Annotated in this window: 22 protein-coding genes; 11 read left to right on the top strand and 11 right to left on the bottom strand. The window is 72.9% G+C overall.

Going from position 1 to position 24,991, the window contains the following annotated elements; all coding sequences use genetic code 11:
• A partial coding sequence (locus ACFV9M_RS36815; RefSeq protein WP_385102648.1) for a PQQ-binding-like beta-propeller repeat protein occupies positions 1–1,419 on the top strand: 1,419 nt, incomplete at its 5' end.
• Positions 1,420–1,521: 102 nt separating this feature from the next.
• Entirely contained in the window at positions 1,522–2,097 is a 576-nt protein-coding gene (locus ACFV9M_RS36810; RefSeq protein ID WP_385074315.1) for a hypothetical protein, read from the top strand.
• A 106-nt stretch (positions 2,098–2,203) separates the two neighbouring features.
• Here the strand turns inward: ACFV9M_RS36810 and ACFV9M_RS36805 are convergent, their stop codons facing one another.
• From ACFV9M_RS36805 to ACFV9M_RS36790, 4 genes are all read right to left on the bottom strand, one after another.
• Complete coding sequence (locus ACFV9M_RS36805) at positions 2,204–2,428, bottom strand: hypothetical protein (RefSeq protein ID WP_385074312.1); 225 nt, start codon at positions 2,426–2,428, stop codon at positions 2,204–2,206.
• 253 nt (positions 2,429–2,681) lie between these two features.
• Complete coding sequence (locus ACFV9M_RS36800) at positions 2,682–5,654, bottom strand: BTAD domain-containing putative transcriptional regulator (protein WP_385074309.1); 2,973 nt, start codon at positions 5,652–5,654, stop codon at positions 2,682–2,684.
• A gap of 259 nt (positions 5,655–5,913) precedes the next feature.
• Positions 5,914–6,213, bottom strand: coding sequence for a type II toxin-antitoxin system PemK/MazF family toxin (locus ACFV9M_RS36795; protein ID WP_385074305.1), 300 nt, complete (start codon positions 6,211–6,213; stop codon positions 5,914–5,916).
• The gene (locus tag ACFV9M_RS36790; RefSeq protein WP_385074302.1) at positions 6,210–6,440 is read right to left on the bottom strand and encodes a hypothetical protein; all 231 of its coding nucleotides are present in this window, start codon (positions 6,438–6,440) and stop codon (positions 6,210–6,212) included. Before ACFV9M_RS36790 ends, ACFV9M_RS36795 begins: the two co-directional genes overlap by 4 nt.
• 172 nt (positions 6,441–6,612) lie before the next feature.
• Here ACFV9M_RS36790 and ACFV9M_RS36785 point away from each other — a divergent pair, with 172 nt between their 5' ends.
• Positions 6,613–7,278, top strand: a complete 666-nt coding sequence (locus tag ACFV9M_RS36785) for a hypothetical protein (protein WP_385074300.1) — start codon at positions 6,613–6,615, stop codon at positions 7,276–7,278.
• 83 nt (positions 7,279–7,361) lie between these two features.
• A complete protein-coding gene (locus tag ACFV9M_RS36780; protein WP_385074297.1) occupies positions 7,362–8,174 on the top strand; it encodes an endonuclease/exonuclease/phosphatase family protein in 813 nt (270 codons plus the stop codon).
• Here the strand turns inward: ACFV9M_RS36780 and ACFV9M_RS36775 are convergent.
• Both ACFV9M_RS36775 and ACFV9M_RS36770 read right to left on the bottom strand, forming a co-directional pair.
• Positions 8,164–8,406, bottom strand: a complete 243-nt coding sequence (locus ACFV9M_RS36775) for a DUF397 domain-containing protein (protein WP_385074295.1) — start codon at positions 8,404–8,406, stop codon at positions 8,164–8,166. The genes ACFV9M_RS36780 and ACFV9M_RS36775 overlap by 11 nt on opposite strands.
• A gap of 10 nt (positions 8,407–8,416) precedes the next feature.
• A complete protein-coding gene (locus tag ACFV9M_RS36770) occupies positions 8,417–9,292 on the bottom strand; it encodes a helix-turn-helix transcriptional regulator (protein WP_385074292.1) in 876 nt (291 codons plus the stop codon).
• 176 nt (positions 9,293–9,468) lie between these two features.
• Here ACFV9M_RS36770 and ACFV9M_RS36765 point away from each other — a divergent pair, with 176 nt between their 5' ends.
• The 3 genes from ACFV9M_RS36765 to ACFV9M_RS36755 all read left to right on the top strand — a co-directional run bounded on the left by ACFV9M_RS36765 (position 9,469) and on the right by ACFV9M_RS36755 (position 10,534).
• On the top strand, positions 9,469–9,906 hold the full coding sequence (locus ACFV9M_RS36765; protein WP_385074289.1) for an ATP-binding protein: 438 nt from the start codon (positions 9,469–9,471) through the stop codon (positions 9,904–9,906).
• 74 nt (positions 9,907–9,980) lie between these two features.
• A complete protein-coding gene (locus tag ACFV9M_RS36760; protein WP_385074286.1) occupies positions 9,981–10,256 on the top strand; it encodes a hypothetical protein in 276 nt (91 codons plus the stop codon).
• The gene (locus ACFV9M_RS36755; RefSeq protein WP_385074284.1) at positions 10,253–10,534 is read left to right on the top strand and encodes a hypothetical protein; all 282 of its coding nucleotides are present in this window, start codon (positions 10,253–10,255) and stop codon (positions 10,532–10,534) included. The genes ACFV9M_RS36760 and ACFV9M_RS36755 overlap by 4 nt, the downstream gene beginning before the upstream one ends.
• A 10-nt stretch (positions 10,535–10,544) precedes the next feature.
• Here ACFV9M_RS36755 and ACFV9M_RS36750 read toward each other — a convergent pair whose 3' ends face one another.
• A complete protein-coding gene (locus ACFV9M_RS36750) occupies positions 10,545–12,050 on the bottom strand; it encodes a CehA/McbA family metallohydrolase (RefSeq protein WP_385074281.1) in 1,506 nt (501 codons plus the stop codon).
• Positions 12,051–12,253: 203 nt separating this feature from the next.
• Here ACFV9M_RS36750 and ACFV9M_RS36745 point away from each other — a divergent pair, with 203 nt between their 5' ends.
• Complete coding sequence (locus ACFV9M_RS36745) at positions 12,254–14,866, top strand: bifunctional FO biosynthesis protein CofGH (protein ID WP_385074279.1); 2,613 nt, start codon at positions 12,254–12,256, stop codon at positions 14,864–14,866.
• 82 nt (positions 14,867–14,948) lie between these two features.
• Entirely contained in the window at positions 14,949–15,530 is a 582-nt protein-coding gene (locus ACFV9M_RS36740) for a hypothetical protein (protein WP_385074276.1), read from the top strand.
• A gap of 29 nt (positions 15,531–15,559) precedes the next feature.
• On the opposite strand, the gene ACFV9M_RS36735 is transcribed toward ACFV9M_RS36740, so the two are convergent.
• Positions 15,560–16,090, bottom strand: coding sequence for a DUF2165 domain-containing protein (locus tag ACFV9M_RS36735; RefSeq protein WP_385074273.1), 531 nt, complete (start codon positions 16,088–16,090; stop codon positions 15,560–15,562).
• Positions 16,091–16,270: 180 nt separating this feature from the next.
• Here ACFV9M_RS36735 and ACFV9M_RS36730 point away from each other — a divergent pair, with 180 nt between their 5' ends.
• Positions 16,271–17,389, top strand: coding sequence for an ADP-ribosylglycohydrolase family protein (locus ACFV9M_RS36730; RefSeq protein ID WP_385074270.1), 1,119 nt, complete (start codon positions 16,271–16,273; stop codon positions 17,387–17,389).
• 33 nt (positions 17,390–17,422) lie between these two features.
• Here the strand turns inward: ACFV9M_RS36730 and ACFV9M_RS36725 are convergent, their stop codons facing one another.
• The 3 genes from ACFV9M_RS36725 to ACFV9M_RS36715 all read right to left on the bottom strand — a co-directional run bounded on the left by ACFV9M_RS36725 (position 17,423) and on the right by ACFV9M_RS36715 (position 23,976).
• Positions 17,423–18,994, bottom strand: a complete 1,572-nt coding sequence (locus ACFV9M_RS36725) for a sodium:solute symporter family protein (RefSeq protein ID WP_385074268.1) — start codon at positions 18,992–18,994, stop codon at positions 17,423–17,425.
• Positions 18,995–19,190: 196 nt separating this feature from the next.
• Entirely contained in the window at positions 19,191–21,206 is a 2,016-nt protein-coding gene (locus ACFV9M_RS36720) for an MFS transporter (protein ID WP_385074266.1), read from the bottom strand.
• Between the two features lie 181 nt (positions 21,207–21,387).
• Positions 21,388–23,976 carry a serine hydrolase gene (locus ACFV9M_RS36715; RefSeq protein ID WP_385074263.1) on the bottom strand — a complete coding sequence of 863 codons (2,589 nt, stop codon included), beginning with the start codon at positions 23,974–23,976 and terminating at the stop codon, positions 21,388–21,390.
• Positions 23,977–24,198: 222 nt separating this feature from the next.
• On the opposite strand from ACFV9M_RS36715, the gene ACFV9M_RS36710 reads away from it, so the two are divergent.
• Entirely contained in the window at positions 24,199–24,957 is a 759-nt protein-coding gene (locus tag ACFV9M_RS36710; protein ID WP_385074261.1) for a GPP34 family phosphoprotein, read from the top strand.
• Positions 24,958–24,991: the final 34 nt, after the last annotated feature.

Below are 24,991 nucleotides of genomic sequence, written 5' to 3'. Positions count from 1 at the left end.
GCCCCGGCCCGCCCGGCGGTACCGCCCCCGCCCTCCCACGACCCCGTCGTCCCGGCGCCCGCGCCGGTCGCGGTCGGCGCCCCCGACACCGGCCCCGTACGGCTGGCCGGGGCGGCCGTCCCGATCGGCCCCGGCCCGGTCGTCGCCGACGTCCGCGCCACCGCCGCCGTCAAGGCGCCCGTGCCCGAGCCCGGGCTGGTCGCCTCCTGGTCGCGGCCCCGCGCCGGTGCCAACGGCGCCGACCGGACCGCCGTCCCGGCCGCCCCGCCGGCGCCCCCGGAGAGCCCGCCCGGCTGGCGGCCGTGGCGGTTCCGCATGTCGAACGACGTCTGGGGCACCCCGGCCGTCGACGGCGACCTGGTCTACGTCACCTCCTTCGAGGTGCACGCCCTCGACGTGGCCACCGGCCGCCGCCGCTTCAAGACGCGGGACGTGGCCTGGTCGATGGCGGTCGCGGACGGCCGCGTCCACGCCTCCGACGGCCCGACCCTCTTCGCGCTGGACGCCCGCGAGGGCACCGACCTGTGGCGGCTGCCCACGGACGCCTGGGTGTACTGCCTCAAGGCCGAGCGGGGCACGGTCGTCACCGGCACCCGCGGCGGCGGCGTCCAGGGCTGGGAGGCCTCCACCGGCCACAAGCTGTGGGAGGTCACCGGCTGCCAGACCGACTTCGAGTCGCCGGAGGCCGGCCCCGCCCTGCACGACGGCACGGTCTACGTCTGGCAGGACGCCCGGCTGCGCGCCCTGGACGCCCGCACGGGCGAGGAGCGCTGGTCGTACCCCATCGGTGACTCGGCCTCCTGCGGCGGCGTCCCGGTCCGCGTCACCGCCGCGCCCGACGGCTACGCCTACATCTCCGCCGGCACCCGCGTCCTCGCCGTGGACGTGGCGAGCGGCATGGTGCGCTGGCACTTCGAGGCCCCGGCGGTCTTCCTCTCCCCGCCCGCCTTCGTGCCCGGCCCCGCCGTCACGGGCGGCGGCGTCTACCTCGCCGACTACCTCGGCACGGTCTACGCCCTCGACGCCACCGACGGCCGCGACCGCTGGCGCATCGCCACCGAGGCCCGCTCCTCGGTCGACCCGGTGCTGGTCGCCGCGGGCCACGTCCATGTCGGCAGCGGCAAGGGCCTCTACACCCTGGACGCGGTCACGGGCACGCCCAAGTGGCGTTTCCAGGCGGGCGGCGACATCGTGGGCGCGCCCGCCGTCGCCGAGGGACGCATCCACTTCGGCTCCACCGACCACCTGCTGTACACCCTGAAGGCCGACGACGGCCGGCTCCGCTGGAAGCTGGCGACCGGCGGCGAGATCACCGGCTCCCCGGTGGTCCGGGACGGGGTGGTGTACGCGTGCAGCAAGGACCGGTGCGTGTACGCGCTGGACGCGGAGAAGGGGACGGGGACGGCCCGCACGGCGTGACGGCGCCGTGCGGGCCGCCCGGTGCGGCAGAAGGCCCGCCGGGCGCCCGACGGTCGACCCTCGGTGACATGGCCGTGACAGAAATTGCCTAAAGTGGCGATCATGAATCGACGGGGACACATACGAGGACGCGGGCTCAGGCTCACCGCCGTGGCCGCACTGGTGGTGCTGGCGCTGACCGGTTTCTCCACCGGCCGCGGGCACGGCGGCAGCGGCAACGGCGACTCGGACGGCGGCGGAGGCGGAGGGTGCAGCAGCTCCGGCCAGGACCACGACGTCTCGTCGTCGGACAGCGGCGGAACGACGTCGTCCGGTTCGAGCGGCTACCACGACTACGACAAGGACGACGACGAGGACGACGACACCGGTGACGCGGGCGGCTCCGGCTCCTCCTCGGTGACCACGTCGGAACCGGCCTCGGTGGAACTGGTGAGCTGCGCGACGGCGGACCAGCCGTACGCCACCGTCGAGGTCACCAACCCGAACGACGTCCCGTACGACTTCGCGCCCTTCGTCTACTTCCTGGACGAGAACGACTCGATGCTCGACTCGGCCCAGCCGACCGTGAACGTGCCGGCGCACGGCACGACGAGCGTCCGGGTGGCGTTCGACGCCGACGCCGCGGGCGAGGCGCCCGACCACTGCGAGACCGAACCGACCGCCCAGCCGGAAGCCTGACCGGCCGCCCGACCGGAGACCGGGCCTACGGACTCCGGACACACGTCGGCCGCGGCGGCTCCCCTCCGCGCCGCCGCGGCCGATACCCGTTCCGGTGAGGTCCGGGTCAGACCGGCTCGTCCGTGGCGTGGATGTTGTCCGTGCCGGTCTCGGTGGTCTCCGGGGTCTTGGCGGTTGCCGCGGTCTCGGCGGGCTCCACGGTCTCGGCGGCCGCCTCGACCGGGTTCGCGGCGGTGAGCGGCTCGCTCGTCGCGTGGATGTTCTTCGTCTCCACGGCCGTGGCCGCGGCGTCCGTGGCGTGGATGTTCTCCGTGCCGATGGTGTCGCTCATGGTGAGTGCCTCCCCTGACAGTTCGGGTGCCCTGAAGTGATCACCTGTCCGGCGGCTCCCCACGGGCCGCCGGACAGGTGTGGTGACCGCTCACCGTAGTGCAACGGCCCAGGTCGCCCCGTCTGCCCCCCGACACGACGGCAACGACACGACGAGACTGCCGGGCGGCGATAAACGAACGATGAACGCCTGGTCGGCGTCCCGCTCCCACCCCACGGGCCGACGCGCCACCGCACGCACGCCCCGACGGGACTCAGGCCATGGCGAGCGGCTTCAGCAGGGCGCGGACGGAGTCGGCCTCGGGCGCTCCCAGCGCCTCGAACGACTCCAGGGCCTCGCGCCAGCACACCTGGGCCCGCCCGGGCTGCCCGATACCGCTCAGGGCGTGGCCGAGGACGAGCAGCACGTTGGCCCGGCGCCAGTCGCCGCCGATGCCGCGCAGGACGGTGAGCGCGGTCTCGGCGCTCGACGCGGCCTGCGCCGGACGCCCCGCGGCGAGATCGACCTCCGCCAGCCGGAACAGGGACATGCCCTCCCACAGGCGCTGGCGGCTGTCCCGGAACACCTTCAGCGCCTCCTGAAGGCGCGCCGCCGCCTCGGACAGCCCGCCGTGCTGGGTGAGGGCGAGACCCAGTGCGTACCGCCCGTTGGCGCCCTTGAGGGCGTGCCCCATGGCGTCGTACATCTCCGTGCCCTGCCGCGCCAGGGAGACCGCGCTGTCGGTCCGGCCGGTGGCGAGGTGGATGCGGGAGAGGTTGCACAGGGCGCTCGCCTCACCGGGGCGGTCGTCGCAGGCGCGGAAGCTCTCGATCGCGTGCGTCAGGTGGGCCTCGCCGTCGTCGTGACGGCTCCGGTAGAGCGCGATCACGCCGAGGACGTTGGACGACCAGCAACTGGCCAGCGGGTCGGTGGCGGCACTGGTCAGCTCGCGGGCGCGGGACGCCTCCTCGTCGGCCAGGTCGAACCGGCCGGTGACGCTGTGGGCGTAGGCGAGCGTGATCAGCGCACGGGCCTCCGCGCGCGGGTCCCCGCTCTCCCGCGCCGCCGCGCGCAGGGCCGAGGCGACACCCTCGTACGCCTTGGAGTTGGTGCCGGACTCGGCCAGGTCGACGGCCGCCCACAGCGCGTCGACCGCCCGCCCGAGCAGTCCCGACGCCGCGGACTGGCGTACGCAGGCCAGCAGCGACACCGCTTCCGCGTACAGCCAGTCCTGCGCCCGGTGCCGGTCCTGGAAGGTCAGGCCCGGGTACACCGGCACCGCCAGGTGATCCACCAGCCGGTCCCCGGGGCGTTCGATCGCGTAGACGCCCGCCGCCGTCGCCAGATAGAAGTCCAGCAGCCGGGACAGCGCCGCCTCCCGCTCGCTCGGCGGCCACTCGTCCCGTTCCGCGCACGCGCGCGCGTAGAGCCGGACCAGGTCGTGGAAGCGGTACCGGCCCGGGGCCGCCGACTCCAGCAGGGAGGTGTCGACCAGGGACTCCAGCAGGTCCTCGGTGTCCTCCGGCGGCAGGTCCAGTACGGCCGCGGCGGCGGCCAGGGAGATGTCGGGGCCGTCCGCCAGGCCCAGCAGGCGGAACGCGCGGGCCTGGGCGGGCTCCAGCTGGCTGTAGCCGAGTTCGAAGGTCGCCTTCACGGCCAGGTCGCCCGCCTGGAGCTCGTCCAGGCGCCGGCGTTCGTCGCCGAGCTTCGCCGCCAGGACCGACACCGTCCAGGTACGGCGGGCGGCGAGACGGGAGGCGGCGATGCGGATGGCGAGCGGGAGGAAACCGCAGGCCGCCACCACGTCGAGGGCCGCCTCCCGTTCCGCCGCCACCCGCTCCTCGCCCACGATCCGGGTGAACAGCTGCAACGCCTCGTCCGGGGACATCACGTCCAGGTCGACCGGGTGCGCCCCGGCCAGGTCCACCATCCGCACCCGGGACGTGACCAGAGCCGCGCACCCCGCCGTCCCGGGCAGCAGCGGACGTACCTGTGCGGCGTCCTTGGCGTTGTCCAGCAGCACCAGGACCCGTCGCCCGTCCAGCACCGAGCGGTACAGGGCCGCCCGCTCCGCCAGGGAGTCCGGGATGGCCGAGTCCGCGGTTCCCAGGGCGCGCAGGAAGGAGCCGAGGACCGTCTCGGGTTCCGCCGGCCGCGCGCCCGCGCCCTGGAGGTCGACGTACAGCTGTCCGTCCGGGAAGGCCGGGCGGGCCTGGTGGGCCACGTGCACCGCCAGGGTCGTCTTCCCGACGCCCCCGATACCGGCCAGCGCCGACACGGCCATCACCCGGCCGGTGCCTCCGTCGTCGCCCGACGCCCCGGTCAACACCTCGCTGAGCTCGGTCACGAAGGACGCGCGGCCGGTGAAGTCCGGTACCGTAGCCGGGAGTTGCGCCGGGCGGGCCGGTGCGGACTGCGCCTCGGCCGCCGGGGCCGACGGCTCCGCGAGGTCCGGGTCGGCCTGGAGGATCCGGCGCTGGAGTTCGCGCAGCCCCGGCCGCGGATCCACGCCCAGCTCGTCCGCCAGCAGCCGCCGGGTGTCCGCGTACACCGCCAGTGCCTCCGCCTGCCGGCCGCTGCGGTACAGCGCCAGCATCAGCAGCTCACGGAACCGCTCGCGCAGCGGGTGCGCCGCCGTGAGCGCCGTCAGCTCGGAGACCGCCTCCGCGTGGCAGCCCTGCTCCAGGTCCATCTCCAGGCGCGTTTCGAGGAGTTGCAGCCGCCATTCCTCCAGCCGGACGCGCTGCGCCTCCGCGTACGGGCCGGGCACGCCCGCCAGTGCCTCGCCGTCCCACAGCGCCAGCGCCCGGTTCAGCACCTGCCGGGCGTGGTCCAGGTCGCCGGCGGCCCGCGCCTTCTCGGCCTCGGCCGCGCACTCCTGCGCCACCGCCAGGTCCAGGACGCCCTCCCCGAGCCCGCGCACCGCGTACCCGCCCGACTCGCTCACCAGCACGCCCGGGTCCAGCACCTTCCGCAGCCGGGAGGCGTACGTCCGCACCGCCGCCAGCGCCTGCGAAGGAGGGTCCTCACCCCACAGCGCGTCGATCAGTTCGGCGGCCGTCGCCGTGCGGCCCTCGCGCAGCAACAGGGCGGCGAGCAAGGCGCGTTGCTGAGGGGACCCGGTGGCCAGCGGCTCCTCGCCGCGCCGGGCGCGCACCGGGCCGAGCACGTCGAAGCGCAACGCCGTCGGCTTCTCGGAGAAGCCGGGACGTCTCTGCTCCGGCACGCGCGGTACACGGTCGTCCATCGGGGTCTCCCTAGGCATCCTGACCAACGAGGTCAGTTTGCCCTGTCCGTGCGGGAACCGTCAGCCGTGCGAGACGCCGATCACTAGGCGGCACGCGGGAGACACACACCGCGCACACGCTCTCCGCACACGTCCGCGCGCGGGGGTGGCGGCCGGGCTTCCCGGCGTGCCTTGCCCCGGCCTCTCCTCGGCGTGCTGACGGTCCGTCGGGTGATGCCCGCACGCGCGCCCGGGCCGGGGTGGATGGCCGGGGGCCCGGCTAAAGGTCGAACACGGCCCGGAGGCCGATCTCCACCGCCTCCAGTACCCGCTCGTCCACCGGGCCGAGGTCTTCGGTGAAGTGGACGGCGGACAACGTCCGGAACTCGCCGAGCACGATGGTGCCGGCCGAGGGGGAGCTCACGGGGATGTCCACGAGCGTGGCCTCGCGTACCTGCTGCGGATAGACGAGTACGCACGTCGCCGACTTGTGCTGAGCGTTGAGGGCGTCGGAAGAGATGACCAGCACGTGCGCGGGGCCTCCGGCGAAGGGCAGTTCGTAGATGTGCCCACGCTTCACCGGCCCGCCACCCGCCCCCATCGCTCCAGGGTGTCGTCCTCGCTCTCGGCGGGCTCCGCGACCGTCGTCGTGATCCCGGCCTCGGCGCGCACACGCGCGGACTTCGCCAGTTCCTCGGTGAGCATTTGGCGGCGCAGTATGCGTGCCGTGTACGCGGAGGCGTTGCCCTTGGACTTGACGAACGCCGCCACGTCGTCCGGCAGGCTCATCGTCATGTTGATCGTCATGCCACCATCTTACTCGTCGCATGACGATCGGACGGGGTGGCGTGGCGTGGCGGGATAACGGGTGCGGCGGGGGCGCCTGTGGCCGGGTGGTCCGGAGTGGCCGCGTCCTCACCCACCGTGCACGATGTATCCGGATAAAGGGTGCAATCGCCTCGCGAAGGGATCCCCCGGCATGACGAGCGCCGACACGTCGGATGCGAAGGAACCACCGCGACGGGCCAGGGCCCGCGCCCGCGCCCGGGGGGCCGCCACCGCGTTCGCCGGGCTGGCCCTGGGCTGCGCGGGCGCGGTGGCGCTCGTCTCGTGCGGTACGGGCGGCGACGGCGGCGGCGCCACGTTCACCCCGACGCCCACGGGGGCCGACACCGTCTCCTTCTCCGGCGCGGTCCCCTCCGCGCTCTCCTCGCTCGGCGCGTCCGTCAAGGAGTCCGCCCGCGCGGCGGCCTCGGCCGCGGCCTCCTCGGCCTCCGCGCGCGCCTCGGAGTTCGAGGCGTCGGTGTCGGCGGAGGTCGCCCGCGCCAACGCCGCCGCCCAGCAGGAACTGAAGGACGTCGCGGGCAAGGGCAACGCCACCGCCGACGTGTCGCTCACCGGCAAGCCGCGGTCCGAGACGGGCGGCCTGCTCGCCGTCGTCGTGAACATCACCAACAGCACGGACGACGCCGCCTCCTACGCCGTCCAGGTCGACTTCCGCGACTCCGACGGCAAGGTCGTCGAGACCCGCTACGTCGGCGCCGAGAACCTCGGACCCGGCGACCGGGCCCACCCCCTCGCCATCAGCCGCAAACCCCCCGAGCCGCAGCTGACCGCCGTCGTCGCCAAGGCCCAGCGGTACTGAGACCCGCACGCCTCATTCACCCCGCGGACACCAGCGGTTGCTTCAATGGTGGACGACGCGCGTGACGAGAACGGGTGGTGGGGATGCGGGTCGTGACCTGGAACCTGTGGTGGCGCTTCGGGCCCTGGGAGGACCGGCAGAAGGCCATCCTCACCACGCTGCGCGACCTGCGCCCCGACGTCGTGGGCCTCCAGGAGGTGTGGGCCGCCGACGGCGAGAACCTCGCCGAGTGGCTCGCCGGCGAACTGGGCCTGCACTGGGCCTGGGCCCCGTCCCACGCCCCCGAGCGCTGGCGGCGGCGGATAGGGGGCGCGCCGGTGGACATCGGCAACGCGGTGCTCAGCCGGTGGCCGGTGGCGGAGACGGCGGTCCTCCCGCTGCCCGCCCCCGCCGACCTGGACGACGGCCGCCCGGCCCTCTACGCCCGGCTGGCCGCCCCCGCCCACGACATCCCCTTCTTCACCGCCCACCTCACCTCACAGCTCCACGCCTCGGCCGTCCGCCGCCACCAGGTCACCGCCCTCGCCGAGTTCGTCGCCCGCCACCGCGGCTCCACCCCCTTCCCGCCGATCGTCACCGGCGACTTCAACGCCCGGCCCGACTCCGACGAGATCCGCCTCTTCGGCGGCCACCTGACAGCACCGGTGGTGCCGGGCCAGGTCTTCCTCGACGCCTGGGAGTACGCCGACCCGGCCGCCCCCTGGGCCACCTGGGACGCCGCCAATCCGTACGTCGCGCTCGGCGGCTCGCCGAGCGCCCGCATCGACTACGTCCACGTCGGCGCCGTCCCCGGCACGCTGGGCCGCGTACGGGCGGTGCGGCGGGCGGGGGACGGTCCCGTCGACGGGGTGTGGCCGTCGGACCACGCGGCGGTCGTCGCGGACCTCACCGACTGACCGAGGCGAGCAGCGCCGCGAAGGCGGCGGGGCTGGCGGAGAGGACGGCGCCGGTGGGGTCGGCGGACTCGGTGAGGTGGATGGTGGCGGGGGAGGGGGCATGGGCGGCGGATATGTGGACGCAGGCCTCGCCCTCCTGGCAGTAGGACGACTTCTGGGCCGTGGCGGCGACGTGGACGCAGGCCTCGCCTTGGGCGCAGTAGGACGACTTCCGCCAGACGCTCGTGGTCATCTCGGCTCCTTCACAGCTTCTGGGCGATGGAACGGATCAAGTCGCGTGACTTCGAGGGACTCAACGCGAGGCCTTCGACAACGTCCAACAGGCGCCGGTACTTCTCCAGGTGCGCCTCGGAGTCCAGCAGTACAGGACCGTGGAATTGATCCAGTTGCACGGTGTCCAACTCCGGTACAGGACCGCGTAGATAGTTGATGGTCTGGCCCGAGCCGGGGAACGCCCCGATGTCGAAGGGCAACACGCGCAGGGTGATGTGGTCCCGCCCGCTCATCTCGACCAGATGTTCAAGCTGGGCGCGGGCAACGTCTCGACCTCCGACCTGCATGCGGAGGGCTGCCTCATGGATGACAGTGCTGTACGGGTTGGGAGTGGCCCGGAACACCACGTTCTGCCGCTGGACGCGGTGCGAGACGCGATGCTCGACTTCCGGCGGAGTGGGTGCCGGGATCGCGTGGCGGAAGATTTCCCGGGCGTGATCGGCGGTCTGGAGCATGCCCGGGATGTGTGCGGTGAAGGCGGTGCGGATGGCCGTGGCATGGTGCTCCAGCTCGGCGAGGGTGAGTAGTCCCGACGGAAGCACCTCGCGGTACGCGTCCCACCAGTGGCCGCGTGTCTTCTCTGCGGCCAGATCGGCCAGGGCGTCGATGTACGACTGATTCGTGCAGGAGTAGATGTTGGCCATTGCCCGGACGCGCTCCGGGCTCACTCCGAAGCGCCCCGACTCCACATTGCTGAGCTGTCCCTGACTCGTGCCGAGTGTGCGGGCGGCCTCGGTCGCCGTCATGCCCGCCCGCTCGCGCATCTTGCGCAACTCCACGGCCAGTCGGAGGCGGCGGGCCGTCAGAGGAGGTCGTACCGGCACGTCAGTTCCTCCTGAACGCATGTCTCATCTGGTCACCCACACGAGGGAGATATAAGCCCAACTATCTTGAGATGCCGCAAATGGAATTTGTGGCGCCCTATCTTCTTTCTCAGGCGCCTCGCCCGGAAGCGCACCGTGGACGCCACGGCAGAGACACCAGGCACTCGTCCAACTCCCCTCAGTGACCGGAGACTTCCATGGCCACCGTATCCCCGTCCTGGAACTACACCCTGCACCTTCCGCGTGATCCACGCGCACCGGGTATCGCGAGGGGCTCCCTGCGGCTGATTCTGGCCGCTCATGAGATGGGCGAGCTGACCGCGACCGCGGAGCTGCTCGCGGCCGAGTTGCTCACCAACTCGCACAGCCACACCGAGGGCCCGTACGCCCTGCGGGTCCTGTCGCCGCGGCCTGGGCGCGTCCGGGTGGCGGTGTGGGACACCGATCCCCGCGTCCCGCCCGGCTTCTCGGACGACAAGGCGGTCCCGGCCCCGCTCGACGCCGAGGGCGGCCGGGGCCTGCACCTGGTGCGGGCCTGCGCGGACGAGGTGGGCGTGTCCGTGCTGCGGCACCTGGGCGCGTCCAGGGGCGGGAAGCTGCTGTGGGCGGACTGCGGGGGTGGGCGGACGTGGTGAGCACGCGGTGCCCGTCCTGGCCGGGCGTAGCCATACTGGAAGGCGGAGCCACGTCCGTTCAGCAGGAGCAGATCATGAGCGCACAGCCCGAGCACGGCTGGGGAGCGATGCCCCTCCCGGCGATCCGCACGGTGGACGACCTGCGCAGCGCGCTCAGCCGCTACGGCTTCCCGGGCGACCGGGAGCGCTTCGAGGAGGAGCTGGCAGCCGCCATAGGAGCCTCACCGACCAACGACTTCGAGGGCGCCGCAGCGGTCGTCCGGGCCTACCGGCACCGGATCCTGATCAGGAACTCGCCCGAGATCATGGCTGCTCTGGAGGACGCGCGGGCTGGGGGCGGCGGTACGTGAACGGAGTCCCACTGGAGGAGGCCGAGCCCGCGAGGAAGGCGTTCGGCGACCTGACGGAGGGGGAGCGGGAGGCGGTCCGCGAAGCGCTCACGGCGATCGGGCGCGACCCGGCGGTGGGCCGTGAGATCCCCGGCTGGCGGCCGCCGTCCGTGGAGTACACGTACACCACTCCTCTCGCCCGTGACTCGGCCGAGGCGATCACGGTCGTGTACACGCACACCCCGGGCATGGGAGTGACGGTCGTCTACTACTTCCGGGACCCGCAGGTGGTGGACTGACCCGCCTCGGTCACCGCCCCAGGAACACCGGATTGGTGAACGCCGCCAGCGCCCCCGGCAGGGGCCCCGCCGCCACCTCGTGGCGTACCTCGGCCCGTACGTACGCCGCGTACGCGGCCGTCGTGCGCCACGCCACGGTCCCGGAGCCGGTCACCGGCAGCGGGTCGCCGGTGAACAGGACGCCCTGGTCGGTGATGAGGCGGACCGTGCAGCGGGGGGCGCCGGTCACCTCCAGGCGGACGGTCACCGGGGTGTCCCGGTCGACGTCCAGGCGTTCGCCGATGCCCGCGTGCTCGCCCCGGGCGCCGGTCGCGGTGAGGGACAGCGACAGCCTGCCGGACTCGGCGACGTAGGACCGCCCGGCGCGGATGCCGTCCTGGATCGCCCGGCGGGTGAGGTCCTCGGCCCACACCACCGTCTGGGGCAGGCCGACCACGTCCGGGTCGCGGTGCGCGTCGCTGCTGCCCATGGCCGGGATCCAGTCCCGCCGGCCCTCCCGCACCCCGGCCACCAGCATCGCGTCCCAGTCGGCCAGGGCGACCTCGTCGTCGGGCGTCCAGGGGCCGTTCCACACCTCGACCGCGTCGGCGTCCCCGAAGCCGAACTTCCAGCCGCAGCCGATGCAGGTGGCGTGCGGGTGGGCCGGGACGACCAGGCCGCCCGCCCGCCGGATCCGCCGCGCGAACCGGCCGAAGCGGTTGTCCCGCGCACGGTAGCGCCAGTCGACGAAGGTCCCGGGGTCGGTCCCGACGGCCAGCACGTGGCCGTTCCGCGTCGTGACCTCCTCACCCAGCAGGACCAGCAGGTCGTCGCCGGCCACGTCGGCCCAGTGGCCGTGCCCGGCGTGGGTGTTGTGCTCCGAGGTGTTGACGAAGTCCAGGCCGGCCGCGCGCGCCAGCGCCCCGATCTCGGCGGGGGTGCGGCGGCCGTCGGAGTACCAGGAGTGCAGGTGGCAGTCGCCCCGGTACCAGGCCGGGCCCCGCCCGCGCGCCCGCTCCGGCGGGTACACCGGCGCGGGGGCCTCGCCCGGTTCGCCGTACGTGAGGGTGATCGTCAGCTCGTACGTCAGCCCCTGCGGCGCCACCGTGTACGGGCCGAGGGCGATGTGCCAGGTGCCCGGCCGCACCGGACCGGCGACGTACCCGGGCGTCGCCTCGTCCGCCCGCAGGAAGAACTCGGTGCGGGCGCCCCCGGACCAGCCCCGGAAGCCCTCCCCGCCCAGCTCGGTGCCGCGTTCGTCGAAGACGCCGATGTCGAGCGCGTTGCCGGGGGTGCCGGCGGGGACGGAGGGGCGGTCGTAGGTGTACGCGACCCTGAGTTCCCGGACGCCCGGCGGGACGTCCACGGGCACGTACACGAAGTCCGGCGACCCGGTGGGCAGGGTGCCCCGGACGGTCCTCGTCTCCGGCTCCCGGCCGGAGGCCGCGGCGAAGCTCACGCCTCCCACCGTAAGCGCGGCGGCGGTGCCCGTCACGAACAGTGCGCGTCTTCCGATTCCCTGGGCGTCGTCACACATGTCCGGCAGTGTCGCGGGCCGGTGTGAACTCCCGCCGACGAACAGGGAATCCGCGTGCGTCGGGATGTCATGAACACGAACTGGCGCGGACGCGGGAGGCGTGCGGTGCCTTCCGGGGCCGGCCCGGAGATCCCGGGAGTCCCGCCCCTCCCGCCGCCCCCACGCCCGCGAACGCCCGGAATACGTGATCGTATGCTCGGACAATGACGACTTCCGCGAGCTCCGGAACCGGCCCCGCCGACCGCCCCGGCGGCACCGGCCCGACCGAGAACGCCCTGCGTCGCGCCCTCAAACGCGCCCGGGACGGTGTCGCCCTCGACGTCTCCGAGGCGGCGGTCCTGCTCCAGGCCCGCGGCGCGCACCTGGAGGACCTCGCCGCGTCCGCCGCCCGGGTGCGGGACGCGGGCCTGGAGGCGGCCGGCCGCCCCGGCGTCATCACGTACTCCAAGAGCGTCTTCATCCCGCTGACCCGGCTGTGCCGGGACAAGTGCCACTACTGCACCTTCGTCACCGTGCCGGGGAAGCTGCGCCGCGCCGGGCACGGCATGTTCATGTCCCCCGACGAGGTCCTCGACATCGCCCGCAAGGGCGCCGCCCTCGGCTGCAAGGAAGCCCTGATCACCCTCGGCGACAAGCCCGAGGACCGCTGGCCGGAGGCGCGCGAGTGGCTCGACGCGCACGGCTACGACGACACCATCGCGTACGTCCGCGCGATCTCGATCCGCATCCTGGAGGAGACGGGACTCCTCCCGCACCTCAACCCGGGCGTGCTGACCTGGACCGACTTCCAGCGGCTCAAGCCCGTCGCGCCGAGCATGGGCATGATGCTGGAGACGACCGCCGAGAGGCTCTGGTCCGAGCCCGGCGGCCCGCACCACGGCTCCCCGGACAAGGAACCCGCCGTCCGGCTGCGCGTCCTGGAGGACGCCGGCCGCTCCTCCGTCCCCTTCACCTCGGGCGTCCTCATCGGCATCGGCGAGACGTACGAGGAGCGCGCCGAGTCCCTCTTCGCGCTGCGGAAGGTCTCCCGCGCCTACCACGGCGTCCAGGAACTGATCATCCAGAACTTCCGCGCCAAGCCGGACACCGCGATGCGCGGCATGCCCGACGCCGAACTGGACGAACTGGTCGCCACGGTGGCCGTCGCCCGCCACATCATGGGCCCCTCCGCCTGCCTCCAGGCCCCGCCGAACCTCGTCGACTCCGAGTACGAACGCCTCATCGGCGCCGGCATCGACGACTGGGGCGGCGTCTCCCCGCTCACCATCGACCACGTCAACCCCGAACGCCCCTGGCCGCAGATCGAGGAACTCGCCGAGCGGTCCCGGACGGCGGGGTTCGAGCTGCGCGAACGGCTCTGCGTGTACCCGGAGTTCGTCCGGCGCGGCGAGCCCTGGCTGGACCCGCGCCTCCTCCCGCACGTGCGCGCGCTCGCCGACCCCGAGACGGGCCTGGCCCGCCCGGACGCCGTCGTCGAGGGCCGGCCGTGGCAGGAGCCGGAGGAGGCGTTCACCGCCACCGGCCGCACCGACCTGCACACCACGATCGACACCGAGGGCCGCACCTCCGACCGCCGCGACGACTTCGACGAGGTCTACGGCGACTGGGGCGCCCTGCGCGAGGCCGCCGCCCCCGGCATGGCACCCGAGCGCATCGACACCGACGTACGGGCGGCGCTGGCGACGGCCGCCGACGACCCGACGCGGCTCACCGACGACGAGGCGCTCGCCCTCCTGCACGCGGACGGCCCCGCGCTGGACGCCCTCACCCGGATCGCGGACGACGTGCGCCGGGCGGCCGTCGGCGACGACGTGACGTACATCGTCACCCGCAACATCAACTTCACCAACGTCTGCTACACCGGCTGCCGCTTCTGCGCCTTCGCCCAGCGCCGCACCGACGCCGACGCCTACACCCTCTCCCTGGAACAGGTCGCCGACCGCGCCCAGCAGGCCTGGGACGTGGGCGCGGTCGAGGTCTGCATGCAGGGCGGCATCCACCCCGACCTGCCCGGCACCGCCTACTTCGACATCGCGAAGGCGGTGAAGGAGCGCGTCCCCGGCATGCACGTCCACGCCTTCTCGCCCATGGAGGTCGTCAACGGCGCGACCCGCACCGGACTGTCCGTCCGCGAATGGCTCACGGCGGCGAAGGAGGCGGGCCTCGACTCCATCCCCGGCACGGCGGCGGAGATCCTCGACGACGAGGTCCGCTGGGTCCTCACCAAGGGCAAGCTGCCGACGGCCACCTGGATCGAGGTCGTCACCACCGCCCACGAACTGGGCATCCGCTCCTCCTCGACCATGATGTACGGCCACGTCGACCAGCCCCGGCACTGGCTCGGCCACCTGCGCACCCTGTCCCGCATCCAGCAGCGGACGGGCGGCTTCACGGAGTTCGTCACCCTCCCCTTCATCCACACCAACGCCCCCGTCTACCTGGCCGGCATCGCCCGCCCCGGCCCGACCACCCGGGACAACCGGGCCGTCACGGCGATGGCCCGGCTCCTCCTCCACCCCCACATCCCCCACATCCAGACCAGCTGGGTGAAACTGGGCACGGAAGGAGCGGCCGAGATGCTCCGCTCCGGCGCCGACGATCTGGGCGGCACCCTGATGGAGGAGACCATCTCCCGTATGGCGGGCTCCTCCTACGGCTCCTACAAGTCCGTCAAGGACCTCGTCGCCGTGGCCGACGCGGCCGGCCGTCCGGCGAAGCCGCGGACGACCCTCTACGGAGAGGTGCCGGAGGAACGGCAGCGCGCGGCACGGGCCTCGGACGGCCACCTGCCCGAACTGCTGCCGGTACTGGACTGACGACAGGGGGCAGGCGGACAGGAGCCTCACAGTACGATGATCCAACCCCCGGGCACCCGGGGGCCGAAGACTGAGGAGAGGCGTGCCCGTGGCTGCCCGACGGCTTCCCTCGTGGGCCTGGGTCACCGGTCTGACGGCCGGCGCGATCGTCGTGGTCGGTGCTCTGACGGTGAAGGCCGAACAGGGCCCGCATCCGACGGCGGCGTCGGTCGAACCGTCCGCCTCCGCCTCCGCCCCGGCGGGGACGAAGCCCGCCCCCGCCCCCTCCGCCAGCCCGACGGCCCAGCCCGTGCCGGACGGCTCCGGCACGGGCCGCCGCGTCGTCTACTCGCTGGAGCAGCAGCGGGTCTGGCTGGTCGACGCCGACGACCAGGCCCGCCGCACCTTCACGGTCTGGCCGGGCACGGTGAACCCGGCCCCCGGCAGCTACACGGTCTCCGTGCGCAAGGGCGCCACCACGGGCTCCGACGGCGTCGAGATCGAGCACATCATCTACTTCTCCGTCCAGTCCGGCGTCAACATCGCCTTCTCCAACGCCGTCGACGGCTCCTCCCCGCCCCCCGCCGCCGGCGGCCGGACCGGCGGCATCCGCATGGCGAAGGCCGACGGGGCGGCCCTGTGGGCGTTCGGGGCGACGGGGACGATCGTCCGGGTCGTGGACTGATCAGGCGTCCCGCCCGGACGGTGAGGTGATCAGGCGTCGCCCCCGGGTGTACGGCCCGCCGGCAGATACTGGACGATCAGCGTGATCCCGCTGAGGACGAAGACGCGCAGCGCCGCGTCCAGCCCGTTCCAGTCGCCGGACTGCCACATCGCGAACCACTCACCGCCGATCGCGATGAACCCGCCGCCGAACAGCAGCATCAGCATCAGCAGCCCGTAGGTGGAGAGCTGACGGGCACGCGCCTCGTCCCGCCGTATCCACAGCCAGGTACCGGCCAGGAGAACCAGCGCGGAGACGGTCTCCCACGCGATGATCGCGACGTACACCGCGTCCTGGAGCCACCGGCTGGTGACGGCCCGCCACATCAGGTCCTCGTCCTTGAACGTCGTGTCCATGGCGAGGACATGTCTCACGAACTGCTGATTGGTCCCGAAGTCGGTGATGTTCCCGAACGCGACAAGGGTGATGTAGAGGGCGACCGTGCCGGTGAGGACCGTGGCGGCCGTGGTGAGGGCGCGGGCGGTCGGGGTCGATGTGGGACGTGAGGTAGTCGTGGTCATGGGGGAGATCTGCCCGGCGGGGGGCGCGGCCTCCCGCACACATCACGCCAGAATGACGCCGTCGGCAACGGCGGTTCCCCGATACGTGGACCAAGCCTCCACCGCCTCGACGGCCCCCCGTCGCCTCTGTCGATTACAGTGACGAACGTCGTACGTACGGACGGTGCCCGGGAGGACTTGGTGGGTGCGACAACCGGCGCCGTCTGGGGCCGCAGCGAACAGCAGGACTTCCGCAGCCGGGTGCGTGGCACACTGCTGGGCGCGGCCGTCGGGGACACGCTCGGGGCACCCGTCGACACGCTGGACCTGGAGGAGATCCGCCGGGCGCACGGCCCCGAGGGCCTCGTCGACCTCGCCCCCGCCTACGGCCGCCGCGGTGCCGTCACCCACCTCACCCAGCTCACCCTCTTCACCGTGGACGGCCTGATCCGCGCCCAGGTCCGCCGGGACACCGGCGCCTGGCACCCGCCGACCGACCTGCACCGGGCGTACCTGCGCTGGGCGGCGACCCAGCGCGACTGGGGACCCGACCTGCGCCGCAAGGACGACGGCTGGCTCGCCCGCGAGGAGTGGCTGTACGCCCGCCGGGACCCGACCCGGCCCCTGCTGCTCGGACTCGGCGACGACGTCATGGGCACCCTGGAGGCGCCCAAGAACACCGGCGCCACGGGCCCGGAGGCCGCGGCCCGGTCGGCGCCGTTCGGCCTCCTCGTCGGCTGGGAGCCGCAACTCGTCGACCAGCTCGCCGTCGAGTGCGCCGCCCAGACCCACGGCCACCCCACGGCCTGCCTGTCGGCGGGCGCGTACGCGGTGACCGTGCACGCCCTGGCCCGCGGCGACAGCCTCGACGGCGCGGTGCAGCGGGCGCTCGCCCTGCTGGCCGCGCGGCCCGGACACGAGGCGGTGTCGGAGGCGCTCCAGCACGCGCTGGGCGCCGTACGGCAGGGCCTGCCCGGCCCGGCGCGGGTGGAGGAACTGGCCGGCGCGGGCACGGCCGAGGCGGTCCTGGCCGCCGCCGTCTACTGCGCCCTGGTCGCGGAGGACGTCCGCCACGGCCTGCGCCTCGCCGTGAACCACGGCGCCCCCTCGGCCCCCACCGGCGCCCTGGCCGGCGGCCTGCTCGGCGCCCTGCACGGCGAGACGGCCCTCCCGCCGGCCTGGCTGGCCGAACTGGAGGGCCGTCCCACGATCCTCGAACTCGCCGACGACTTCGCCATGGAGATGACCCAGGGCCCGGCCCTCCACAACCCCACGGGCGCGTCACCGGGCTGGCTGGCGCGCTATCCCCGGGGGGCCTAGTCCCCCTCGTCGAGGGGCACGGGCACCCGTGTCTCAGTCCTTGAGGGGCGCGGGCACCGCGTCGCCCCGGGGACCCGGCACGGCCGCCGCGCCCGAGGAGGTTCCGTCCCCGTCCGAGTTGATCCGGTCGATGATCGCCAGCCGTTCCGGGGTGTCCTCCGGCTTCAGGAAGCCGATCAGGACGTACAGCACCAGCGACACCGCGAGCGGCACGGACACCTGGTACTGGAGCGGCACCCCGCCCTCGACGTTCCAGTTGATCGGGTAGTTGACCAGCCAGAAGGCGAGCAGGCCCATCGACCAGCTGACCAGGGCGGCCGTCGGGCCGGAGCGGCGGAACGGGCGCAGCAGGCCGAGCATCATCGGGATCGCCATCGGGCCCATCAGCCCGGCCACCCACTTGATCACGACGGTGATGATGTCCTTGAACGTGGGCGAGTTGACCTGGGTGGCGGCCGCCATCGACAGGGCGAGGAAGACGACCGTCGCGATCCGGGCCGCGATCAGTCCCGAACGCTGGTTCCAGGCGCGGGCCCTCGCCGAGAGCACCGGCGCGCAGTCCCGGGTGAAGACGGCCGCGATGGCGTTCGCGTCGGAGGAGCACATGGCCATCGTGTGGGAGAAGAACCCGACGATGACGAGCCCGAGCAGACCGTGCGGCAGGAGCTGTTCGGTCATCAGGCCGTAGGAGTCGGAGCCGTCCGGCTTCTGCGACTGAACGAGCAGCGGCGACATCCACATCGGGTAGAACAGGACCACCGGCCACACCAGCCACAGCACCGCCGACAGCCGCGCCGAGCGCGCGGCCTCCCGCGGGGTGGCGGTGGCCATGTAGCGCTGGGCCTGGTTGAGCATGCCGCCGTTGTACTCGAAGAGCTTGATGAAGAGGAACGCCAGCAGGAACACCGTGCCGTACGGTCCGACCAGCGGCTTGTCGTGGCCCTGCAACGCCGGTTCGTCCCACGCGCCGAGGAACCCGATGTCCCGGTCGCCGAGTTCCAGCACGACCGCGATGAACATCGCGACACCGGCGAGGAGCTGGATGACGAACTGCCCCAGCTCGGTCAGCGCGTCCGCCCACAGCCCGCCGATCGTGCAGTAGATCGCCGTGATGCCGCCGGTGATGAGGATGCCCTGGTTCAGCGAGATGCCGGTGAACACGGACAGCAGGGTGGCGATGGCGGCCCACTTGGCGCCCACGTCCACGATCTTCAGCAGCATCCCCGACCAGGCCAGCGCCTGCTGGGTCTTCAGGTCGTACCGGTTCTTCAGGTACTCCAGCGGGGAGGCGACGTGGAGACGGGAGCGGAGCCGGTTGATGCGGGGCGCGAACAGCTTGGAGCCGATGGCGATGCCGAGGGCGATGGGGAAGGACCAGGTGACGAACGACGTGACGCCGTAGGTGTAGGCGATGCCGGCGTACCCGGTGAACATCACCGCGCTGTAACCGGACATGTGGTGCGAGATGCCGGACAGCCACCAGGGCATCTTGCCGCCCGCGGTGAAGAAGTCGCTGACGTTGTCGACCCGTTTGTGGGACCAGACGCCGATGGCGACCATCACACCGAAGTAGCCGATGAGCACGGCCCAGTCGAGACCGTTCATGTGCCCCCTTCCAGGGTCCGCCGCCAGGGTCAGGCATGTGAACTCTGGGTTCGGTGACATGCCCGCGGCAAGCAAGCGGTAGGTCAAGAGCACGTAAAATAGTTCTCCGTGGTGACTTGGATTCACGGATCTGAACGACGGTGAGATGCGGGGGAGTTGGCCGGAAACGAGCGGTCGGCTCAGGCCCGGTCCGGCGTCACTTCAGTTCGTCGGGGCACGGAGTCCCCCGGCGCAGCTGATACGGCGCCGCCAGCCGGTACGTCCCCGCCGTCGGGGCGACCAGCATGGTCCACCGGTCGCCGTCCGCGTCCTCCTCCGTCTCGAACAGGCAGCCGTTCACGTTCTCGTACGTCTTCGGCTCGCCCTCGGGCCGGTTCCTGGACGCCTCCGTCTCCTGCGGCGGCTCCAGGCCCTTGCCGTCCGCGTCGACGAGGCTCAGCCACGGCGAGTACGGGATCCGGATCAGGACCCGCCCCGCCTCGCGCACGTCGATCGTCATCTCGCCCTGCGCCGCCCGCTCCACCACGGCGTTCGGCTCGGCGAGCGAGGCCGGATCGGTGACCCGGAACAACTGCCAGTTGGCGTCGCCCCAGATCTGCGTCAGATACGGCAGCCCCCGCTGCACCAGCTCCCGCTCCCGCTGCCCGCCGTCCCCGTCCGGCTCGTCCTTGGGGACGACCACGAAGTGCACGGCCCACCGCTGGAGCCACTCGTGGTAGTTCGCCGAGTTGAGGGTGTCGTCGTAGAAGAGCGGGTTGCGCTCCATGTCCGCCTGCCGGTTCCAGCCGCGGGCCAGGTTGACGTACGGCGCCAGCGCGGAGGCCTCGCGGTGCGAGCGGGCCGGGACGACCTCCACCCGGCCCTTCTCCGCGCCGACCTCCTGCAACTCGTTGACCAGCGGCGCCAGCTCACGCGCCCAGGACGCGGCCGGCGTCGTGCGGACGATGTCGTCGACCGACTTGTAGCCGATCCAGCCGACGAACAGCACCGACGACAGGACGATCACGTACCACTTGCGGCTGCGCGGCACCGCGAACGGCAGCGCCGCCATCAGCACCACGCCCGCGAACAGCATCGACAGACGCGTGATGTTCGACCCGATCTGCGAGCTGATGACCCACACCAGCAGCACCGCGAGCCCGTACACCGCCGCCGTGATCCGTACCGTCTTCCAGTCGCGCGGCACGACCGCGAAGACGATCACCGAGAACAGCAGCGGCAGGGACGCCGAGCCGAACGACATCGGCTGGGTGCCGGAGAAGGGGAACAGCCAGGCGGAGACCGCGACGACCGCGCTCGGCGCGAGGCCCAGCGCCCACGCGCCCGGCCGCCGCTTCTGCAGGAACAGCGCGGCCGCCACCAGACCCACGAACAGGCCCGCCACCGGCGACCCCATGGTGGCGAGCGCGGCCAGCGGCGCCGCGCACAGCGCCTTCGCCCACCGCTTGTAGCGCCAGCGGTACGGCCAGCAGAACACGACGGCGACCGCCGCCAGCGCGAACATGTTGCCGAGCCCGAACGTCACCCGCCCCGAGACCGCGTTGCACAGCAGGGCGAAGACCCCCGCCAGCGCCGGCCACAGGGGGTTCCGCACCGGCCGGCAGCGCAGCAGGATCAGCGTCAGCAGCCCCGCCGAGAGCGTCCCGGCGATCATCATCGTCGTCCGGACACCGAGGACGGACATCAGATACGGCGACACCACGCTGTACGACACCGGGTGCATCCCGCCGTACCAGGCGAGGTTGTACGCGGAGTCGGGGTGGCGGCCGACGAACTCGGCCCACGCGTCCTGCGCCGCCAGATCCCCACCGCTGTTCGCGAACGCGAAGAACCAGACGACGTGCAGGACACCGGACAGGACCGTCACGGAGAGCACGAGATGCCGCCGCGGCCATGCGCCGACCCGGCCGAGCAGCCCCCTCACGCGGGACACCCCGGCAGCGGACTCCCGCCCGCCGGGGCGGCGGTCGGGAGCGGGGCGGCGGTCGGGAGCGGGGCGGCGGTCGCCGGCGTCGCGGTCGTCGCCGTGGCGCCCGCCTGCGTCGCGGTCGTCGGCGTGGCGGTCGTCGCCGTCGCGGTCGTGGTCACCGGCGTGGCGGTCGTCGCCGTCGCGGTCGTGGTCACCGGCCTGAGGCGCGGGCAGGTGTACCCGCGGGCCGGTGTCCGGGCCCGGATCGGTGTCGTCGGTGCGTGTCGGCTCCGCAGTGGCCACCTGAAGGCACTCCCCGTGTCCCGTCTTCTTTTCTCGGCCGCGTCCCGTTCGCGCCCGCTTCACGGCCGCGTCGCCGCGACCGCCGACCTGTCCGTTTCGTGACGCTAGCACGCACCCCGCCGGGCGGTGGCCCTGGCGGGGTGCGGTAGGGGTGCGAGGGTGGCCGTGCGCGGCCGGCGGGTCAGCCGACGCGGGTCAGCTTGTCCGTGAAGCCGGGCTCGACCAGGTCCGTCCGGAGGGCGACCGGTACCTCGACCGCGCCGCCGGAGCCGTCGCCCACGGTGAGCGTGCCCACCTGGGTGCCCGCCTCCGCGGTGTGCGGCACGTCCCCGGCGGCGAACGACAGCTTCGTCGTCAGCCCGGCCCAGCCGACCGCCGTGACGTCCTTCGTGACCACGACCGGGGTGTGGTGGCCCAGCTTGTCGTCCACGTACCCGACGACGTCGCCCTTCGTCAGGATCTTCGACGAGACCAGCGCGTCCTGCGCGGCGAGCAGCGCGGTCTTGCTGACCGCGTTGACCGTGTCGATGATCGCCGGCTTGTGCTGGCCGAGGACCGCGCCGACCAGGGTGACCGTTTCCCCGCCGACCTCCTTGGTGGCGGCGAACAGCAGGTTGCCGCCGGCCTTGGTGGTGGAGCCGGTCTTGATGCCGATGGCGCCGTTGTAGGGGACGAGCGTGTTGTAGTTGCGCCACTTCTGACCGGACGGGTCGGTCCACTCCGGCAGCCTGGTGATCTCCATCAGCGCGGGGATCTTCACCAGCTCGTTGCCCAGCTTCACCTGGTCCTCGGCGGTGGAGACGGTGGTCTCCTTCAGCCCGGAGGCGTCGGTGTACGTCGTGTTCTTCATCCCGAGCTCCTTGGCGGTGGCGTTCATCTTCTCGATGAACTCCGCCTCGGTGCCCGCGTCCCAGCGGGCCAGCAGCCGCGCGATGTTGTTCGCCGACGGGATCATGATCGCCGAGAGCGCCTGGCGCAGGGTCAGCTTGTCGCCCTCCTTGACGGTGTTGAGGGTGGACTCGCCGTCCGCGTCGTAGCCGCCCTCCTTCTCGGCGGTGGCGTCGACCGGGACGCTCGGCCCCTCCTCGCCCGACTTGAGCGCGTGGTCCTTCAGGACGACGTACGCCGTCATCGCCTTGGCGACGGAGCCGATGGCGACCGGGTTCTGCTCGCCGAAGCCGTCCATCGTGCCGATGCCGTCGACGTCCATCCAGCCCTGGCCCTCGTCCGGCCACGGCAGCGACAGCTCGCCGCCCTCGAACGTGTACGAGTCCTTCGCGGTGAGCGTCAGCGCGGTCGCCGGCAGCGGCCGCACCACCTGCACGATCGCAAAGACGATGACCAGCAGGATGACCAGCGGCGTCCAGATCTTGACCCGGCGGGCGAACGTCCGCAGCGGAGTCGGCGGGGGCGGCGGGGTGTTCGTCAGCTCGGCCAGCAGGTCCAGCGGCGGCTTCGGCGGCAGCGGCTGCTGGGTGGTCCGCTCGGGACCGATCTGCGGGACGACGGCGGTGGCCTCGGCGGGTGCCGTTCCGGGCGCCTTCCCCGGTGCCTTCCCCGGCGCCTGCCCGGGGGTCTTCCCGGGTGCGTTGGGTGTCGCGGGCTCCGCCGGCTTCGGCTTGCGGGTGGACGGGTCGTCGAGCGGCTTCAGCGCGACGAACTTGCTGGTCCGCTCGGCCTCGGCCTCGGGCTCGGCATCGGCCTCGGGCTCGGCCTTCGGGCCCTGCTTGCCGGTGCCGGGCTTCGCGTCGGCCTTCTCGTCCGGCTTCGCGTCGGCCTTGGAGGCCGGCTTCGCGTCGGCCTTCGCGGCGCCGCCCAGCTTCAGCATGGTGGTCGGCTGGTCGACGGCGGGCGCGGGGGGCCGTACGGCCTTGAAGACGGCGGTGGGCTGGTCGACGGGGGAGGCGGGGGCCTCGTCGGCCTTGGTGCTCTCGGTCTTGGTGTTCTCGGCCTTGGGGGCGTCGGCCTTAGCGGGCTTCGGTTCGTCCGACTTCGGTTCGTCAGTCGTGGGCCCGGAGCCGGTCTCGGGGCCGGACTCGGTCTCGGCTTCGGTGTTTCCGTCGGAGCCCGCGGCCCACTTGGGCGCGGCCTTCGGCGCGGACTTGGCCTCGGGCGCCGGTCCGGCGTCGGCATCGGCGTCCGTGTCGGCGTCGGCTTCGGCTTCGGCGTCCGTGCCGACGGCGGTGTCATCGCCGGTCGCGTCGGTCTCGCCGGTGCCGTCGGCCTCTCCGGCGCCGTCGCCGCCCTCCCCGTCCGCCGAGGCCACCCACTGGGCCACGGCGGCCTTCAGGCGCGTGTCACCGCCGTCGGGGGCGCCGGAGCCGCCGGAGGCCGCCGTGGGCGCCCCGGACGCCTCCTCGCGCGCCCCCCCGGCCGCCTCGGCCGCTCCGGCGGTCTCAGGGGCCGTGGAGGCCTTCCTGGCGCCTTCGGGCTTCTCCCGGCCCTCGGTGTCCGCCGACGCGGCTTCGGTGGACCCGGCGCCCTCGGCGGAGTCGGCGGAGTCGGCGGAGTCGTCCGCCGTGTCCTCGCCGTCGCCCTCGTCCTCGCCCTCGGTCTTCAGGTCCCGTACGGAGAACACCCGGGTCGCCGTGTCCACTCCGCCCCGGGACGAGCCCGACGCCGAAGTCGACGCCTCGTTCTCCCGCGTCACCGGGATGCGCGGATCCCGGGCCTCGGGAACCGTTCCCGCGCTCCCCGACGTCGGTTCCTCCGACGACTCACGCTGCTTCGACCTGTCGGGGGACTCGCCCGCCACCGATGCCTCCTCCATGTGCCGCACGCCACCGCGCGCTTGTCGAACCATGAACCGCCCGCCCGGGACACCGCCTCACGGGCTGTCCGAACCATGTACCAGTGTCCTGTGTCGAGGGCTTGGCTCCAGCGGTAGACGAGAACGACATACCTACTGGTTCCACTACGAACCGGTCACGCACCCTCGACAGATGAATGTGAGAGGGGTCACCCTGTCATTCATCCACGCGGGGAGGCATGGATGGGCAGGAGCCGCAGAACAATTCCGGAGGAGCTTCTGTTGCTGGCATTGGACCCGGCCACGGGTACCACTGCACAGCCGCAGTCGCTCGACCTTGGTCTGGCCGGAGCACAGCTAGTGGAGCTGGCGCTGGCCGGACGGATAGCCCCAGACGGGGATCGTATCGCCGTGGTGTCCCCACGGCCGACAGGAGATCCAACACTGGACTGCGCGTTGGAGTTGCTGCGAAGGCGTGGCGCTCCGGTGCGGGCGGTCCACTGGATCGGCGGGCCGCGTCTCGGGCTTCGCCAGACCTACCTCTCGCATCTGGAGCGGTGCGGCATGGTGCATGCCGTGGCGGGCCAGATGTGCGGAGTGCTGCCGACGACTCGCTACCAGGCGACGGAGACGGCGATCAGCCGGGAGATCAGGACCCGGCTGGACTCCGCGATCCGCACCGGCGTGCCGCCGGACCCGCGGACCGCGGCGCTCGCCGCGCTGGCGCACGCGGTGGGTCTGGGCAAGCACCTGTACCCGGGCAACGAGGGGCGTTCGTCCCGGTCCCGGTTGCGGGACCTGATCCGGCACGACCCCATGGGCGGCCTCGTGGCACACGCCGTGATGGACGTTCAGAACGGTGCCGGGGCCCAGCCGCGCCGTGCCCCGGCCCAGGCGCCGGGCCGCCAGACCGGACCGGGAGTCAGGACCGCACCGGAGCCCGCCCGTGGCGTTCCGGCGCAGCAGGGCCGAGGCCCCATGGCGCGCGTCGTGGCCCACTGAGCCGCCGTCCCACGCCGTACCCGTACGGCCCGCA

Origin of the sequence: Streptomyces sp. NPDC059895 (assembly GCF_042731035.1) — a bacterium.
Classification (GTDB): Bacteria; Actinomycetota; Actinomycetes; order Streptomycetales; family Streptomycetaceae; genus Streptomyces.
The sequence above is the reverse complement of the archived record's forward strand: the minus strand, read 5'-3'. Positions and strand labels throughout refer to the sequence as shown.